A 16120-nucleotide genomic window follows, 5' to 3' on the forward strand; every position below is an offset into this window, starting at 1 on the left:
CAACCCGTCAGCGTGTCCACTACCGGTAGCCGGCCAGGATCGGCCCGTCGCTCTGCGGGCCGCCGTGCATGGCCTTGCCCTGGCAGGCAGGCAGGCAGGCAGGCAAGGCTGGAGCATGGGGCACCGTTGACGGTGACGGCCACACGACGGTGTCACAACTCATGCACCACACCGACGCACATGCGAACACCGTCAGGCCAGACACCTTGGACGAGTCGGAGATCCGAACCCCCCCGGATACCCCTGGACACACCATGGCGGACTCAAAATTCGCTGCGCGACTGTCTCACGCTGGCCGAATTCGGGTAGGGCTACCGTCCCGGGTCCGCCGACGGTGAGCTGCGGGTCCCCTCGGCGCTGATGTCCCCGACGTGGTCGGCGATCAGATCGACGACGCGGTCGGTCACGCCGGGGGCCAGATCATGGCCCATGCCCGCGATCGTGACATGCCGGGCGCCGTCGATGGCCGCCGCGGTGGCGTGGCCGCCGCTGGGATGCACGATCCGGTCGCGGTCGCCGTGGATCACCAACGTGGGCACGCTGATTCGGCCCAACTCCGCCGTGCGGTCGCCGGATTTGAAGATGGCGTTCATCTGCCGCGCCACGCCCGCCGCCGCGCCCTCGCGCAGTCCCCGATCCCAGGCCCGGCCGGCGTACTGTGCGGCGGTGTCCTCGTCGAGCGGATAGGCGGTGCCCGCCAGGTGACGCATCAGCGTCAGGTGCTTGGCGACCGCCGCATCGCGGTTGCGTGCCCCGGGCGCGGCGAACATCGCCAACGTCGAGAGCGCGGGCTGACCGACACGACGCGACCCTGTGGTGGAGAAGATCGACGTCAGCGACGCCGTCCTGCCGGGGTGACGGGCCGCCATGGTCTGGGCGATCATGCCGCCCATGGACATTCCGACCACGTGGGCCCGGCCGACACCGAGGTCATCGAGCACCGCGACGGCGTCACCGGCCATGTCGGCCAGGTCGTAGCCGTCGCGGCGAGGCTGCTTCAGGGCACGGCGCAGCAGGCCGGGCGGCGGCGTCGTGCCCGGTGTCGAGCGGCCGACGTCGCGATTGTCGAACCGGACGACGAAGAATCCCCGGTCGACGAGACCGTCGACCATGGCCATCGGCCACGACGTGAGGTCCAGCGTGATACCGGCGACCAACAGCACCGGTGTCCCGGACGGATCGCCGTCGGTGCGGTAGCACATCCGCCGCCCCGCACCGACCTGGCAGAACCGCTCGGTCATGCCGACACCACTTCGGCGACCACGGCGCTCCGGCGGGCCGAGGACGGGGACGAGGTGCCGAAGTGCAGGCTGGGGTCGGCGACCGACCCTTCCCGCAACTGCTTGACGTCGTGGAAGTAGTTCATCGACACCTGCCATGGGCCTCCCGAGGCCTGCCGGGGCATGCCGTCCAGCGCGCGCTGGATGTAGCCGGCACTGAAGTTCAGCAGCGGCAGGGTCGTCAGCGTCGGGTCGTCGAACTCGGGCACCACGGTGTCGTAACCGTGAGCATCCATGTGGCTGAGCAGCCGGCAGAAGTGTTCGCAGACCAGGCCGACCTTCAGGGTCCAGGACGAGTTCGTGTAGCCGACCGAGAACGCGAAGTTCGGGACTCCCGACAGCATCATCGCCTTGTAGGCCACGGTGTCGGAGACATCGACCGGCCGGCCATCGACGGTCAGAGTGACGCCCCCGAGCAGCTGCACGTTCAATCCCGTTGCGGTGATGATGATGTCGGCCTCGAGTTCGCGGCCCGACTCCAGCAGTATCCCGGTCTCGGTGAACGTGGCGATCCGATCGGTCACCACGGAGGCACTGCCGCCGCTGATGGCCTTGAACAGGTCGCCGTCGGGCACCGCACACAGCCGCTGGTCCCACGGGTTGTAGGTCGGATTGAAGTGCTCGTCGACCGGATAGCCCTCGGGCAGATCTTTGGCGGTGAGCCCGCGGATCAGCCGCCGAGCGGCGTTGGGGAACTTCTGGCAGAACTGATAGATCCCGCGCTGCTTGAGGATGTTCTTGCGGCGGGCCAGGGCGTACCCGCGCTCGGGGCCCAACAGCTTCTGTGCGGTGATCGCGAAGCCGTCCTTGCCGGGCACCGACATTACGTAGGTCGGCGAACGCTGCAACATCGTCACGTGCCCGGCAGTGGGGGCCATCGCCGGCACCAGGGTCACCGCGGTCGCGCCACTGCCGATGATGACCACCTTCTTGCCGGCGTAGTCGAGATCCTCCGGCCAGTGCTGCGGGTGCACGATCTCGCCGCGGAACCGGTCCCGCCCCGGGAACTCCGGGGTATAGCCCTGGTCGTAGCGGTAGTAGCCGCCGGCATTGAACAGCCAGTTCGCGCTGAACTGCACCAGTTCGCCGGTGTCGGCGCGTTCGACGTCGACCGTCCAGCGGGCGTCCGTGCTGGACCACGCCGCACCCAGCACCTTGTGCTGATAACGGATCTTGGCGTCGATGCCGTTCTCGGTCGCGGTCTCGCGCAGGTAGTCCAGGATCTTGTCGGCGGAGGCGATGGCGTCGTCGTCGCGCCACGGCTTGAACTCGTAGCCGAAGGTGTGCAGGTCGGAGTCGGAGCGGATCCCGGGATACCGGAACAGGTCCCAGGTGCCGCCCAGGGCAGCGCGGCCCTCGAGGATCGCATAGGACCGTTCGGGGTGATCCTTCTGCAGGTAGTACGCCGCGCCGAGGCCGGAGATGCCGGCGCCGACGATTAGAACGTCGACGTGTTCGGGGTGGGTGTGAGTGTCGGTCATGAGATGTGCTCCTGGGCGAGTGGATCAGGCGATGTAACGATCGTCACGGTTTGGACCGCCTCCCGCCAAGGCCAGGATGCACCATATTGACAGCACTGATAGTGCACTGTGCACCAGCGGATGTACCGTGGCGATATGGCCGACACGACGTGGGACCCTCCGTCACCGCAGGTGCGGGAGCTGATCCGTCAGATCGCGCGAATTTCGTCGAACCCACCGCCGGACTGGCTCGCCGAATGGAACCGCACGGTGTTGCAGTCCAACCCGAGCGTCGCCGCCGACCCCGAATTGGCCGCCGCGGTCAGTCGCGCCAACCTGGCGAACCTGCTGTTCTGGTCCACCGCGAATGTCCGCGAACCCGGTGCTCCGGTGCCCGCCAACACCGGGCCGGATCCGATGAATGTCTCCCGCGAGCTGGTCCGGCGCGGCTTCGACGCATCTTCGCTCGATTTTTACCGCGTTGGCCAGGGCGGGGCCTTGCGACGGCTGATTGCGATCGCCTTCGACCTCACCGACGACCCGGCCGAACTGCGCGAGGCGCTCGACATCTGCTCACAGTCGGTGAGCGCCTTCGTCGACGCCACCCTGGCGGCGATAGCCGCACAGATCGACCTCGAGCGTGACGAACTCACCCGGGGCACACACGCCGAACGCCGCGAAACCGTCGCGCTGATCCTCGACGGCGCACCCATCACCCGGCAGCGCGCCGAGTCCCGGCTCGGCTATACGTTGACGGGCCCGCACACCGCGGCCGTCGTGTGGAGCACCCAGCCCGACGTCGACCTGACCCGGCTGGACCGGACCGTCGAGCAGCTCGGCCGCGCCGGCGGGGCGACCCGGCCGCTCAGTGTCCGGGCCAGCACCGCGACGCGGTGGGTGTGGATTCCCGGCGGCGCCCCCATCGATACGACGGTGTTGCTCCGGTCGACCGGGGAGTTCCCCGAGATCCGCGTTGCGGTCGGCTCGACCGGGCGTGGAGTCGACGGGTTCCGCCGAAGTCACTTCGATGCGGTCACCACGCAGCAGATGATGGCGCGACTGAACTCACCGCAACGCATTGCACTGTTCGCCGACATCCAGTTGGTCGCACTGATCACGGCCGACGCTGATCGGGCCGCGGAGTTCGTCAGCGAGGTGCTCGGCGACCTCGAGTCCGCCGACGCCGAATTGCAGTTCTCTGTGCGGACTTTCATCGACGAGCAGTGCAACACCTCGCGTGCGGCCGCCCGCCTCTACACTCACCGCAACACCCTCATCCGCCGACTGGCCCGCGCCGACGAACTCCTGCCCAGGCCGCTGGCCCAGTCGGGCGTAGCCGTCGCCGTCGCGCTCGACGTGCTCCGCTGGAGCGGCAGCCGCGGCGGATAACCGGACGCGGCCTCGAACAGCGCATCGCATCGTCCGTGCCGAGCCCCAGAGGCCGAGCCGCTTCGGCGAAGGTGTGTGCGGCCTCGTTCGGAACCGGCGAAGCCGAGTTCATGAAGGATCTGAGGAACTCCTGCATCCATCGCGCAATTCCCGTGCCTGGCCGGGCTGGATGCCTCCGGGATTTCCAGGGTTTTCAGTCGATGGTCTAGAACCTTCATTTCCGCGAGTGCGGCGACCTCGAAGCACCACTCTTCTTGGCCCGTGGTTTCACCCGGCGGACCTTCGGTCTGGGTTCGATCGTGTCGAGGTAGCGTTCGAATGCCCCGATCAGTGAGCGGTGCGCCATCGTGACCTGGACTCCCTTTTCTAGAGTAAGTACCTTCGGGATGCTGGTCACCAACAACACCATCGCGTCGGCTGGAAACACGTCGTCGAGAAAGCTGAAGCTGCCGTACTTCTTCTCGAGCGCCTGGAGTTGGGCCTTGCGAATGCGCTCGGTTCCCTCGGAGATATGTGGCAGCAGGGAGGGACGTCGGGTACCGAGTGCCATCATCTCCGTGCCGAAGGCTCCGGCGGCCTCGCTCCAGCTGTACTCCCAGAGCACCCGCAGGGGCTCGTGGGGGCGACTCCGCAGGCCATCGTTCCAGCGTTCTATGTCCCGGTCGATCAGGCGCTGGATCATGGCGACGAACAAGGTGTCGATCGTCGGGAAGTAGTACTGAACGAGGCCGGGAGTCACGCCGGCACGGGCGGCGACCACACGGTAACTCACCTTGGCATGACCCTCCTTGAAGAACACCCGCTCGACGGCGTCGAGCAGTTCCAAGCGAGTCGGCTCGGCGCCGTGTCCGCGATTGGCCGCCGTCTTTCTCACCTCCCGGAGTAAGGGCAGAGGTCGCCTCGGCCCGAGCGCAATGCGCGCCGAGGCCAGACTAACCGCCGATTGCGGTGGACGGATCGGTCAGCGCGGCGACGCCGCTGCAGAGGTCGTTGTCGAGTTCGATGCCCAGACTGTCCAGCATGGACGCCACCATCGCGTAGGACCCCGCCGTGAGAATGACGTCCGGGATCGCCTGGCTGTTGAGGTGCTCTGCCAGCGCAGCCCAGATTGTGTCCTTGATGGCACGGGCGACGAACAGGTGTTGCGCCCACTCGTAGGTGGACCGTCGCAGTGCCGCCACGCGCATGATGACGAGCTCGCGTCGACGTTCGGTCAAGCTGGTGGTTAGTAGCAGGCGGGCGTTGAGCGTTAAGAACGCTCTTTCCAGCCGGGGATGATGGGCCACGGCGTCGAGGAGGTTGAAGCCTGGTTCGACCCTCGCTGGTCAACTTGTAGTGCGCGCCTGCCGGCGGCATGAGCGCCAGCGCTCGCGCATCTCTCGCGGCCACTTGTCCACCGGCGCCGATTCCATCCGTGCCATCGCAAAGTCCTCTCGTGCCAATGGTCGTGTGCGCCAACTGTGGGCGAAAACATCGTTGGCGAAATCGATTCCGCCGTCCTTTGGGGAGTCCTTGCGCTTATACACCTGTATGGACTATACAGGTGTATAAGCGATGGTCGTGACCATCAGTGGTCCGGGAAGGAGCCCTTGGTGGCGAGTGAGGATCAGTCGGTCGAGGACCGAACGGAGCCGGTCGGGGTCGACGTAGATGCGGTCGACTTCTTTACCGACAGCACGTTGGTCACCGACCCGTATCGGTACTTCGATGCGCTGCGGACGCAGTGCCCCGTCCACCACATAGCTCACCCCGGCGTCGTCGCGGTCACTGGCTACGAGGCCGCCATCGAGGTCTACCGGGACGCGGCGACGTACTCGTCGTGCAATTCGGTGGGCGGTCCCTTCCCGCCGGTCATTTCGCCTTCGCCCGAGGTCACCGACATCACCGACGTGATCGACCGTTCACGCGACCAGTGGCCGTTCAGCGAGTTCATGGTGACGATGGACGGGGAGAACCACGAAGCACAGCGCAACCTGCTGCGCAAGCTACTCACGCCGCGTCGGCTGAAGGAGAACGAAGCGGCGCTTGCCGGCATCGCCGACCGCTGCATCGACGCGTTCATCGGCACAGGGCGCTGCGAGGTGGTCAACGAGTACGGCAAGCCCTTCACCACGTGGGCGATCGCTGACCTGCTCGGTGTCCCGGAAGAGGATCGTGCCGAGGTCCAGCAGGTTCTGGTGGGCAGCACCATCAGCGTCGTCGGTCAGGAGGAGACTCTCCCGGTCAATCCGCTGGAGTTCCTGTACCAGAAGTTTGGCGAGTACGTCGAGGACCGCCGTGCCAACCCTCGCGACGACATCCTGACCCACCTGGCCAGTGCGACCTACGAAGACGGTTCTCTGCCAGAAGTCGATGCCATCGTGCGCACCGCCACCTTCCTTTTCGGTGCAGGTCAGGACACCTCGGCCCGCATGATTGCGGCTGCGCTCCGATTCATCGCCGAGGACAAACAGATCCAACAGAGATTGCGTGAGGATCGGGGCCTGATTCCCGAGTTCATCGAGGAAGTGCTGAGGCTCGAAAGCCCGACGATGAGTGATTTCCGGCTGGCTCGGGTGGCCACTACGCTGGGCGGGGTCGACATCGCGGCGGGCACCACCGTGATGATCCACCCTGGCGCCGCCAACCGTGACGACGGCCGTTTCGAGCGGCCGACCGAGTGTCTGCTGGGGCGGGAGAACGTGCGTGAGCACATCGCCTTCGGTCGCGGCGCGCACTCCTGCCCGGGCGGTCCGCTGGCCCGAGCCGAGGGACGCGTCACGGTGGAACGGTTCCTCGACCGCACCAGCGACATCTCGATTTCCGAGTCCCGGCACGGACCCGAGGGGCAGCGTCATTTCGACTACGACCCCACCTTCATCGTGCGGGGCCTGGGCAACCTGCACCTCGAACTCACACCGGTCGACTGAATGCGGGGCGGTACGACTGAAAGCGGACATCCATGAGCAAAGTTGCCGTGGTCAGCGGTGGCGCATCCGGAATCGGTGCGGCGATCAGCAGACGATTAGCCCGACGCGGAGACAAGGTCGCCATTCTTGACCTCAGCAGTGACGTCTTGAAGCAATACGTATCCACTCTGCAGAACGAGGGATTCGACGTCAGGGGTTACCAGGTGGACGTCACCGATCGGGCGGCCGTGTGGGAGGCCGTCGGATCGGTTCGCAAGGAACTCGGACCGATCGACATCGTGGTCACCAGTGCCGGTATCGAGGAGGCCGGCTACATCACGGGCCAGCAGATCAACGTCAACGGCGGGATCTACATGTGAATGAGAACATCACAGTCCGCGTTGACCCCCGCCTGTGCGAAGGCCATGGCATCTGCGCCGAACTCGCTCCCGATATCTTCGATCTGGGTGACGATGACGTCGTGACCATTGCCACTGAAAGGCCCGGCCCGGAGCGTGAGGCGGCGGTTCGGGCCGCTGCAGCCGCGTGTCCTCGCCAAGCCATCACGGTGATGGGCTGACCGACCCGCCCACCACGTAGACAATCAGCGCTCCGGACCGGCGCCCAGCCACTCGGAAGAACAAAGGAAAGCCAGCTTCATGGATGAATACGGACCGTTGACCAAAAAAGTCATCGAATATCAGGACACCGTGCGCGGCCTGGTGACCACGGTGAAGTCGCCCGAAGACTGGGCCCCGTTGGGTGAGTTACTCGCCATCGACGAATTCGAAAGGACCGGTCCGTTTCTCGACGTGCAGGACTGGCCGCAGTACGCCGAGATGGTGAACGGCTGGGCGCAAGGGGTCCAATCGTTCGAGACCACGGTGCGACGGGTGGCCGAACTCCCGCGCCGAGTCTATCTCGAGGTCGAAGAGCGACACCTCTACGGCAACGACTGGCTCGTCGTGAATTCGATGAACGTGTTCGAATTCAACGATGAGGGCAAGGTTTGCCGCCTCGACGTCTATCTTCAGTCACCGCCAACCACAGGGTAACTCGCTCACATCCGAATCGCTGGCTCCGTCCTCCGGAGACCATAGTCCGCCACATTTCAGAAGGAGAGTTCGACCATGGGTAAGTTGGATGAGAAGGTAGCGGTGATCACTGGCTGCGCAAGTGGCCTCGGAAAACAGCACGCTCTCCGATTCGCCACCGAGGGGGCAAAACTGGCGATCTGCGACATTCAGGAAGCCAAGTTGGCCGAGACCAAGCGACTGTGCGAGGAGAGAGGCGCAGAAGTGGTGGCACTCGGCTGCGATGTCGGCCAATACGAAGAGCTAGTCACTTTCGTCGAGGCAACGGCTGATCGCTTTGGCACGATAGACATTCTGCTCAACAACGCGCACAAGATCACTGAACTCCGGCCCTTCCTCGACTCCAGTGCAGAGGATCTCAGCATCGAGTTGCACACTTCGCTGTACGCCTCCTGGCACATGATGAAACTGTGCTTCCCCTACATGAGGGACAAACCCGGCGCCGGCGCTTCTATCATCAACACCGCCTCCAAGGGTGGGGTCGAAGGTACGCGGTTTCACGCTGCCTACGCTGCCGCGAAGGAGGGTATCCGGGGCCTGTCGCGGGTTGTCGCGAGGGAGTGGGGGGAGTTCAACATCCGGGTCAACACCGTCAGTCCTGGCGGTTGGACCGACAACGTCACCAGCCAACTCCACGAACGCAGCCCGGAGGTTCAGGAATGGGCGCGAGCGGCGTTCAAGGACAACCCCTTCGGCCGTATCGGCGATCCTTATGAGGACGTGTCGCCGATCGTCGTGTTCCTCGCTTCGGACGAGAGCCATTGGATGACCGGCCAGAACGTGCATGCTGACGGGGGAGTCTGGATCGGCGCATGATCTGGCGGTACTGGTTTACCTACCGCATATGGTCCCCGGGATCCGTTGCTGCGATGCTGGTTTGGCCGATATGACCGAGACCAGCGGCCGGTCGGACGGGGACGCCACCGCAACGGTCGAGGGGTACTTCCGGGCGCTGGCGGCCAACGACCTGCGCACGGCGGGCGCACTTCTCGATGACAATGTGACGTACCAGAACGTCGGGTACCCCACATTGCGAGGATCGAAGCGGGTGATGAGATTGTTCGCCGCCGTGCAACGTACAAGAATGCGTTTCGACGTCACCATCCATCGCACCGCCGCGGACGGTCCTAGCGTGCTCCACGAAAGGACGGATGTGATGATCTTCGGTCCGCTGCGGGTGAGTATCTGGGTCTGGGGTGTCTTCGAAGTGCACGATGGCCGGATCACCTTGTGGCGCGACTATTTCGACGCATTCGACATCGCGAAGGCGATCTTTCGAGCTGTCGCAGACGTGGCTGCCTCGGCGCTGAGGCCGGCGCGGTAAGTGCAGGCCGGAGCGTGGCGGGCCGTGGCGCGTGCGACGACATGCCGGCATTCTGGATGACCCTGGCCTCGTCGCTCGGCGACGGTCTCGAAACCGGGCTGGAGCTAGCGGCGCTTTCCCCACAGGTTTGCGTTTGGCGGCGCATCAGTGTCGGAAAAGTCGTCGCTTTACCCTCCTTGTCTTGCGGTGATACGACGGGCGGCGATGTCCATCGTCTACTACTCACCGACTGGCGGCGGCGAGCTGCTGGTCTCGACAATGGCCGTCCGGGCGTGACGGGAAGGTCGGCCTCTGTGCACTGGATGAGCGTTGGCGGTTCGGACAACCACGTCGCACCGGCGATCGTTTGCCTGCCAGTGACGCTTCGCAGCACCTCACGGGACACCCCGTTCGTCATTGACCACGGCGCCGTCCACACACCGCGATAAGTCGGCCATCGGGAGGAGGGTGGTGAGCCGCCGCGTGGCGCCCGAACCGCGCCGGACCGGCCCAGGGGGTCCGCCAACTCGACGTGGTGCCGAGCTTGGGCAGGTCGCGCCCAGCTTGGGGAATTTGCCTCGCCTGAGCCGAATATGCGCGACAATGGTCTGGACAGTGGCACCGGTTGGGCGGCGCCTCGAGATCTGCGAGTAGCGCGGCCGGGCGCTGTCGGGATCGTGCGCACGCGATGGACGTGGAGTGCCGGTTGTCCAGACGTGGGCAATCTTGCCCGTGCCGTCCGGCCGCGCCGTCGGCACTGTATGAGCGCGCGCCACGGCAGACGGCTGTGCGACGGAGTTCCACCGCGCCAAACCCGTCCACGACGAGCTGGCGAGTGACGAGCGAAAGCCTGCAATTCCGCTGGTGCGTAGTCAAATCCGGATGCGGGCCAAAGGACCCTTGCGCTGCGCGCGAGCGTGGGTTATACAGGTGTATATCCTCATCGCTCAAGACCAATCGGGCTGGCAGAAAGGAACTGCTATGGAACGCGCCGACGGTCTACTCAGCAACCGGTCGATCGTTACGCTGTCAGCGCTGATTGGCATTTCGCATCCGACGGCGCCACGACGGTGAAGCGATCAGACGAACGGGTCGGGGTAACCCAGCTCGACTCGGAAGTCGTCTGCAGGCCGGAGATGATCCGGCGTTTCGCGCCCGACGACAGAGGCGGCACCGGGGATCTGGACGCAGTTCGGCCGCGTCGGCAACAGATTCCCTGGCGTGGCGGACAAGAAAATGCGAGTCGCCGCCGCTACGTGCACCACCACCGACGGACGGCTCTCGTCGCGTCGGGTCGGGGGCGTCCAGACCTGGGACACGCCGTGGAGATCCGGGGTTCCGGGCTCCGCGAACGCTGCGTCAACCTCGATGCCCACCCGGCCGAACTCGGTGGACGACACGAGTGGTCGTGGTTCCGCTCCGCCGAGATGGCCGGCGTCACCGAGGCGATGAGGATCAACCAAAGCGCTGAGTGTCACTACATCTCAGTGCAGACGAATGTCGATGACGCGGTCGGGACATCCGGCGCGGCGCATCGCTCGATTTCTGTAGCGGTAGTAAGGAATCATCAACATGGACAGCAACTTGCCTTCGGCTTCCCGGGATACTCACGGTGCTGCCACCGGAATCTCCAAGGAGAGTTCGGCCCGCGATGCACACATCAACGCACCTGAGGCCAAGGCGCCAAGCGGGCAGGAGGGGGCGCCCGCCGGCCAGAAAGACTCGGGTCATGAGGAACGCACGGGCGGCGCAGTACCCGTAACCCAGGCCTACCGGGGCAAAGACGAGGAAACGGGGCTCGGGCTCTATCGAGGAATGATCTCTCCCTGGGACAAGGTGGTGGCCTACAAGGAGACCTACAATTACCTGTTCCGCCACAGGGCGCTGATGGCAACCGGTTTCATGAATGTGCTGCGCATCGTGGAGCCCGACGACCGAAAACGCTACAAGGCTCTTCAGGATACGTTCTACGAAGCCATGGATCAGATGTTTGCTGACCCTGGGATGATGGAGTTCTTCAGGACCAGGTTCAATATTCCCGAATCCGAGGTGGCTGGCGCTCACCTGGCTGCCGTTTTCGCCGATATGGGTGACGAGGGCAATCTCATGGCTGGCCGCGTTCACGAGTTCTCGCGTGATCGCGTCGAGAAGGAACTCGATACTTGCCCGTTCGCCCTTATTGGACCAGACATATGTGCCACCAGTATGGGGGGGACTGCCTTTCTGAAGGCTCTGGCCGCCCCGGACGAAATCTACGACGACCTGAGCGAACGAAGGGGTTGTGGCGATACGCACTGCCGAGTGGTGATCGAGAACAAGCGAAAGTACGGGGAACGTCAGCGCCCGGAGGAATTCTGGGAGAATTTCGGTCCCTCGGCCGACCCGATTCACGTCACCCCCAAAGAAGAGATGAAGACGGAGTGCGAACATCTGACTACGGGCGTTTATCACAGCCCCTACGGCGCCCAGTTCACCACGGGGGAGTTGTTCACTCTGATGGGTGCCGGTGGCGGCGACTCCTCGATGTACGGGTCGGTCGAGGCGATTCGCGTATTGCGCGACGTCGAGCCGGATGAGAAGAGGGTCGCACACCTCATTGATTGCGTATTTGAGCCCTGCGGCAAGTATGCATTCGGCGAGCTGGCTGCCGTCAAGGGAGTGCGGGATTGGCTGGGTGTCCCGGGCACCGTCGACGACAGCCGTGTCTTGGGCGGGTATGTCAGCATGATCTTCCAGGCAAGAGTTCTTTCGTGGAAGTTCACCGAGTTTGAGCCGGATCGTACTGTCATCGAGGTGGACAAAGCCAAGCTCACGGTGGATAACTACCCGGAAATAGCGCTGGCCTACGGCGCACTGTTCAACGGTATGGCCAAGACGCTTATCAGCGCGGAGTGGGTGGCGCGATTTGAGGAAGTGTCCGACCAGACCTTGCAACTGGTCATCGAGCGCGGCTACTACGGGGTCAAGGGAGCGGGAATAGCCGGAGAAGGGCCAGCAGGCCTCTGAGAAGTCTCCGGTGGACACCGCCGGAATTGCCATTTCGCCGAACAGGGTAGAGGAGCGATACACAATGCTTGTCGAAAATCCAGAAGTCACGCTGACCGAGGACGCACACCCAATTCCGGAGGACGCAACGGAGCATGCGTTCATGGACTGGGGCTGGATGATGCACCTGATGGGCGATGACGGCAAGCACTATTGGATCGACATGGGTATTGCAAGCTTCAACAAGCTGGGCACCTTCGGGGCCATGCCATTTGGTAAGCAACCCATGGACATGTGGAACCTTGCGATACGCACGGAGGTAGGGAGGGTCACGCCGATACCCGGGTCGATATACAAGCTGGCTGACTTTCCGGAGGTCACCACAATCGGTTTTCATCCCTACCCGGGCGGCACCCTAACGATCGCACCGGATGTCGAGAAGAACGAGGTCGTGCTCGATCTCGCTGAATTCCATCAGGTGTGCAACCTCAATGACCACACATGGCACGCCACTGTGGACGACAAGGAAAACGGAATACACGTTGATTTGGTCCACACGGGTGTTGGATACCCATTGTGGTACGGCAAAGAGAAGATGCATGTCTATGTGGACCACATGCGAGCCCAGGGTTACCTATGGTCGGGTCGTGTTGAAGGCACGCTCGTCATTGACGGGCAGAAAGTGGCCGTGCAGGGCTACGGTTCCCGCGAGCGATTTTACTGCCCAGATCAAAGCAACGTGGAAGCCGGCGGGTGGTGTGACGACATCTGGTTCCACTTCGACGAGATGTTCGGATGCATGACTGAGTTCAAGCTCAGCAATGACAAGGACATGGCCCTCTATCTCGTCGACGAAAAGCAGTACCTCATGGAGGGCAGTTTCGAGATCGTGCACGACGATTGGGCATATCTACGCGAAATAGCTGCATTTATCCCGACGACGTACAACATCACCGCCGAAACGGAGGCGGGCGTGTTGGAGATTGTCGCCAAAGCCGTAGGATGCAAGTGTTTGACGCAGGGTGCACAGAAGCAGGCCGATGTGCCGAATCTAATACTGGACTGGGAAACTGTCGAGGGAACCTTCACCTACCCGGACGGCCGCAAAAGGACATTGACCAATGGATTCGGGGGCACCAACGTCGTGCTGTGGAAGACGTATCCTTCGGTGGTGCTCGATATCGGTGCCGCGCACATCACAGAGTTGCACGCTCCCAAGCCCACCCTCGATTAGGAGTACGTGGACCCGCACAGATCATTGAAGTGTCCGTGCGTCCAAGTCCATTGCCACGGTTATCGGAAATTTGTCAGGACCATCAAACGGGTGGTCCGATGACTGGATGCATGTCGGCGTTCGCTTCCGAGTGGAGTCCAGGAAGGGGATTCAAAAATGGGTAAGCTGGATGGAAAGGTGGCCGTGATAACTGGCTGCGCCAGCGGGCTGGGCAAGCAGCACGCCCTCCGATTCGCCCGCGAGGGCGCCAAATTGGCTATCTGCGACATCCTTGAAGAGAAGTTGATGGAGACCAAGCGACTCTGCGAGGAGCAGGGTGCGGAAATCGTGGCGCTCCGCTGCGATGTCGGACAGTATGACGACCTAGTCAATTTTGTTGAGAAGACGGCCGAACGGTTCGGCGTGGTAGATGTTCTTCTCAACAATGCGCACAAGATCACCGCCCTTGGCCCATTTCTTGACTCCGATATCGAGAACCTCGACATCGAACTGCACACATCGCTTTACGCCACTTGGCACATGATGAAGTTGTGCTTTCCCTACATGAGGGACAAACCGGGCGCCGGTGCTTCTATAATCAACACCGCCTCGAAGGCGGGTATAGAGGGTACGCCGTCGTACGCAGCGTATTCCGCCGCGAAGGAGGCGATACGCGGCCTGTCGCGCGTGGTCGCCAGGGAGTGGGGCGAGTACAACATCCGTGTCAATACAGTGTGCCCCGGTGGCTGGACAGACAATATTACCGACGTTGTAAACGACCAAGGTTCGGAGATTCAGGACTGGGTGCGGGAAGCCTTCAAAGACAACCCGTTCCACAAGATCGGTGAGCCGTATGAGGACGTCTCTCCGGTGTTCGTATTCCTTGCCTCCGATGACAGCCATTGGATGACCGGTCAGAATCTGCACGCGGACGGCGGCGCCTGGATTAGCGCATGATCGGCCGCCGCGTTGTGCCGCGTCACGATTCAGCAATCAGAAGGGCCTATTTCTCCTCTGTTTGGGTGGGGAGACGACGCGGCCCTGAAACGCCGAGGAAGGGTCTCAGCCGCGTACCGGCTGTGGCGGACCGGGAGCCCCGTCGGGGCCTGGCGCTTCTTGTGCCCATTGCGCGGCCGGCGCCGGGCCGCACGTCAATCGTGATGCGCGAAGCCCCGGCGAGACCTCGGCTGACCGTCAGATCTACCGATCCAGGAAATGGGGAATCACAATGACAGGAAAAGTCGAAGGCAAGGTAGCTTTCATCACAGGCGCGGCACGCGGTCAGGGACGCAGCCACGCGATCAAGTTGGCGCAGGAAGGCGCCGACATCATCGCCATGGACGTCTGCAAACAGCTTGACGGCGTCGAGATCGCCATGTCAACGCCGGCTGACCTCGCCGAAACCGTGCACCAGGTGGAGAAACTGGGGCGGCGCATCATCGCCACCGAGGCTGATGTGCGGGACTTCGATGCGATGCAGGCCATCGTGGACGACGGCGTCAGGGAACTCGGACGGCTGGATATCGTCCTGGCCAACGCGGCCTTGGCCAGTGCGGGAACGCGTCTCGACCGCATGGACCCCAAGACGTGGACCGACATGATCGACGTCAATCTCAACGGCGCGTGGATCACGGCCAGGGTGTCGGTCCCCCATCTGCTCGCCGGCGGCCGGGGCGGCTCGATCGTGCTGACCAGCTCGATCGGCGGTCTGAAGGGGGCACAGAACATCGGAAACTACATCGCCTCCAAACACGGCATGATCGGACTGATGCGGACGCTGGCCCTGGAGCTGGGCGAGGAGAACATCCGGGTCAACGCCATCTGCCCGAGCAGCGTCGGCTCGCCGATGCTGCTCAACGAGCAGACCTACCGTATGTTCCGACCCGACTTGGAGAATCCCACCATCGATGACTTCACCGTCGTGTCCAGGATGATGCACGTGCTGCCCATCCCGTACGTAGAACCAGTCGACATCAGTAATGCCGTCCTGTTTCTGGCATCCGACGACGCACGTTACATCACCGGTGTGGCCCTGCCTGTCGACGGCGGCGCCATGCTCAAATAACCAGCAGTGCAACACAATCACCACAACTGCCATGCCGCACTCGGTCGAGTCGACATCCCGATCCGGGACTGGTCACCATACGCCGACCGCAACTCGGACCGACACCGCGACAATGACGGTTTCCCGCCAACCGAGGCCGGTGGGACAACGGTGGCGGATTGAGGTCGTTGCGCACACGAGCCGGCGTTGGGGTCACGCTCAGGGTGACCCCAACGACTCGCTGGTGGGTGCACCGAAATCAACTACTGTGCGGTGTGTGTCGGCCCGGACGTCGAGCTCGATACTTGCCGCGACTTGACCATAGGGTCGAGGCGGCGTTCGGTTGGGGTGTGAGATGAGGCCATGCCTATTGGCGCAACCGGCGGGGGTGAAGCGCGTCCACCGATGACGGTGGGGATGCTGCTCGCCGCGCTGGGCCTGGCGATTGCCTTCGCGATCCCGGG

The 16120-nt window shown here is 63.4% G+C and carries 15 protein-coding genes; 11 read left to right on the forward strand and 4 right to left on the reverse strand.

Going from position 1 to position 16120, the window contains the following annotated elements:
• Nucleotides 1-311 precede the first annotated feature (311 nt).
• Together JDV09_RS25525 and JDV09_RS25530 are read right to left on the reverse strand one after the other, a co-directional pair.
• On the reverse strand, nt 312-1241 hold the full coding sequence (locus tag JDV09_RS25525; RefSeq protein WP_221371931.1) for an alpha/beta fold hydrolase: 930 nt from the start codon (nt 1239-1241) through the stop codon (nt 312-314).
• Nucleotides 1238-2761: a flavin-containing monooxygenase gene (locus JDV09_RS25530; protein WP_221371932.1), complete on the reverse strand. Its 1524-nt coding sequence runs from the start codon at nt 2759-2761 to the stop codon at nt 1238-1240. The genes JDV09_RS25525 and JDV09_RS25530 overlap by 4 nt, the downstream gene beginning before the upstream one ends.
• A 135-nt stretch (nt 2762-2896) precedes the next feature.
• Between JDV09_RS25530 and JDV09_RS25535 the strand changes: the two genes are divergently transcribed.
• On the forward strand, nt 2897-4129 hold the full coding sequence (locus JDV09_RS25535) for a PucR family transcriptional regulator (RefSeq protein ID WP_221371933.1): 1233 nt from the start codon (nt 2897-2899) through the stop codon (nt 4127-4129).
• 214 nt (nt 4130-4343) lie between these two features.
• Here JDV09_RS25535 and JDV09_RS25540 read toward each other — a convergent pair whose 3' ends face one another.
• Nucleotides 4344-5003 carry a TetR/AcrR family transcriptional regulator gene (locus JDV09_RS25540; RefSeq protein WP_221371934.1) on the reverse strand — a complete coding sequence of 220 codons (660 nt, stop codon included), beginning with the start codon at nt 5001-5003 and terminating at the stop codon, nt 4344-4346.
• Between the two features lie 58 nt (nt 5004-5061).
• A complete protein-coding gene (locus JDV09_RS25545; protein ID WP_221371935.1) occupies nt 5062-5415 on the reverse strand; it encodes a carboxymuconolactone decarboxylase family protein in 354 nt (117 codons plus the stop codon).
• A 306-nt stretch (nt 5416-5721) separates the two neighbouring features.
• Between JDV09_RS25545 and JDV09_RS25550 the strand changes: the two genes are divergently transcribed.
• The 10 genes from JDV09_RS25550 (at nt 5722) to JDV09_RS25595 (ending at nt 15677) form a co-directional block, all read left to right on the forward strand.
• Nucleotides 5722-7038 carry a cytochrome P450 gene (locus JDV09_RS25550; RefSeq protein WP_221371943.1) on the forward strand — a complete coding sequence of 439 codons (1317 nt, stop codon included), beginning with the start codon at nt 5722-5724 and terminating at the stop codon, nt 7036-7038.
• 32 nt (nt 7039-7070) lie between these two features.
• Complete coding sequence (locus tag JDV09_RS25555; RefSeq protein WP_221371936.1) at nt 7071-7397, forward strand: SDR family NAD(P)-dependent oxidoreductase; 327 nt, start codon at nt 7071-7073, stop codon at nt 7395-7397.
• A gap of 8 nt (nt 7398-7405) precedes the next feature.
• Nucleotides 7406-7597 carry a ferredoxin gene (locus tag JDV09_RS25560; protein ID WP_221371944.1) on the forward strand — a complete coding sequence of 64 codons (192 nt, stop codon included), beginning with the start codon at nt 7406-7408 and terminating at the stop codon, nt 7595-7597.
• Nucleotides 7598-7676: 79 nt separating this feature from the next.
• A complete protein-coding gene (locus JDV09_RS25565; RefSeq protein WP_221371937.1) occupies nt 7677-8072 on the forward strand; it encodes a hypothetical protein in 396 nt (131 codons plus the stop codon).
• Between the two features lie 75 nt (nt 8073-8147).
• Entirely contained in the window at nt 8148-8927 is a 780-nt protein-coding gene (locus JDV09_RS25570; protein ID WP_221371938.1) for an SDR family NAD(P)-dependent oxidoreductase, read from the forward strand.
• 70 nt (nt 8928-8997) lie between these two features.
• Nucleotides 8998-9435 (forward strand): limonene-1,2-epoxide hydrolase family protein, encoded by a 438-nt coding sequence (locus tag JDV09_RS25575; protein ID WP_221371945.1) that lies wholly within the window; start codon nt 8998-9000, stop codon nt 9433-9435.
• Nucleotides 9436-10986: 1551 nt separating this feature from the next.
• On the forward strand, nt 10987-12420 hold the full coding sequence (locus JDV09_RS25580) for a hypothetical protein (protein ID WP_221371939.1): 1434 nt from the start codon (nt 10987-10989) through the stop codon (nt 12418-12420).
• A gap of 10 nt (nt 12421-12430) precedes the next feature.
• Nucleotides 12431-13633 carry a hypothetical protein gene (locus JDV09_RS25585; protein ID WP_221371940.1) on the forward strand — a complete coding sequence of 401 codons (1203 nt, stop codon included), beginning with the start codon at nt 12431-12433 and terminating at the stop codon, nt 13631-13633.
• Nucleotides 13634-13789: 156 nt separating this feature from the next.
• Nucleotides 13790-14569 (forward strand): SDR family NAD(P)-dependent oxidoreductase, encoded by a 780-nt coding sequence (locus tag JDV09_RS25590; protein ID WP_221371941.1) that lies wholly within the window; start codon nt 13790-13792, stop codon nt 14567-14569.
• A 271-nt stretch (nt 14570-14840) separates the two neighbouring features.
• Entirely contained in the window at nt 14841-15677 is an 837-nt protein-coding gene (locus tag JDV09_RS25595) for a mycofactocin-coupled SDR family oxidoreductase (RefSeq protein WP_221371942.1), read from the forward strand.
• Nucleotides 15678-16120 lie beyond the last annotated feature (443 nt).

It is taken from the genome of Mycolicibacterium xanthum (genome assembly GCF_019710635.1).
In the GTDB taxonomy this organism is placed as follows: Bacteria; Actinomycetota; Actinomycetes; order Mycobacteriales; family Mycobacteriaceae; genus Mycobacterium; species Mycobacterium xanthum.

Coding starts and splice junctions, on each gene's coding strand:
- JDV09_RS25570 (WP_221371938.1), top strand. CDS start 8,148: ATGGGTAAGTTGGATGAGAAGGTAGCGGTGATCACTGGCTGCGCAAGT.
- JDV09_RS25555 (WP_221371936.1), top strand. CDS start 7,071: ATGAGCAAAGTTGCCGTGGTCAGCGGTGGCGCATCCGGAATCGGTGCG.
- JDV09_RS25580 (WP_221371939.1), top strand. CDS start 10,987: ATGGACAGCAACTTGCCTTCGGCTTCCCGGGATACTCACGGTGCTGCC.
- JDV09_RS25590 (WP_221371941.1), top strand. CDS start 13,790: ATGGGTAAGCTGGATGGAAAGGTGGCCGTGATAACTGGCTGCGCCAGC.
- JDV09_RS25595 (WP_221371942.1), top strand. CDS start 14,841: ATGACAGGAAAAGTCGAAGGCAAGGTAGCTTTCATCACAGGCGCGGCA.
- JDV09_RS25530 (WP_221371932.1), bottom strand. CDS start 2,761: ATGACCGACACTCACACCCACCCCGAACACGTCGACGTTCTAATCGTC.
- JDV09_RS25535 (WP_221371933.1), top strand. CDS start 2,897: ATGGCCGACACGACGTGGGACCCTCCGTCACCGCAGGTGCGGGAGCTG.
- JDV09_RS25575 (WP_221371945.1), top strand. CDS start 8,998: ATGACCGAGACCAGCGGCCGGTCGGACGGGGACGCCACCGCAACGGTC.
- JDV09_RS25525 (WP_221371931.1), bottom strand. CDS start 1,241: ATGACCGAGCGGTTCTGCCAGGTCGGTGCGGGGCGGCGGATGTGCTAC.
- JDV09_RS25565 (WP_221371937.1), top strand. CDS start 7,677: ATGGATGAATACGGACCGTTGACCAAAAAAGTCATCGAATATCAGGAC.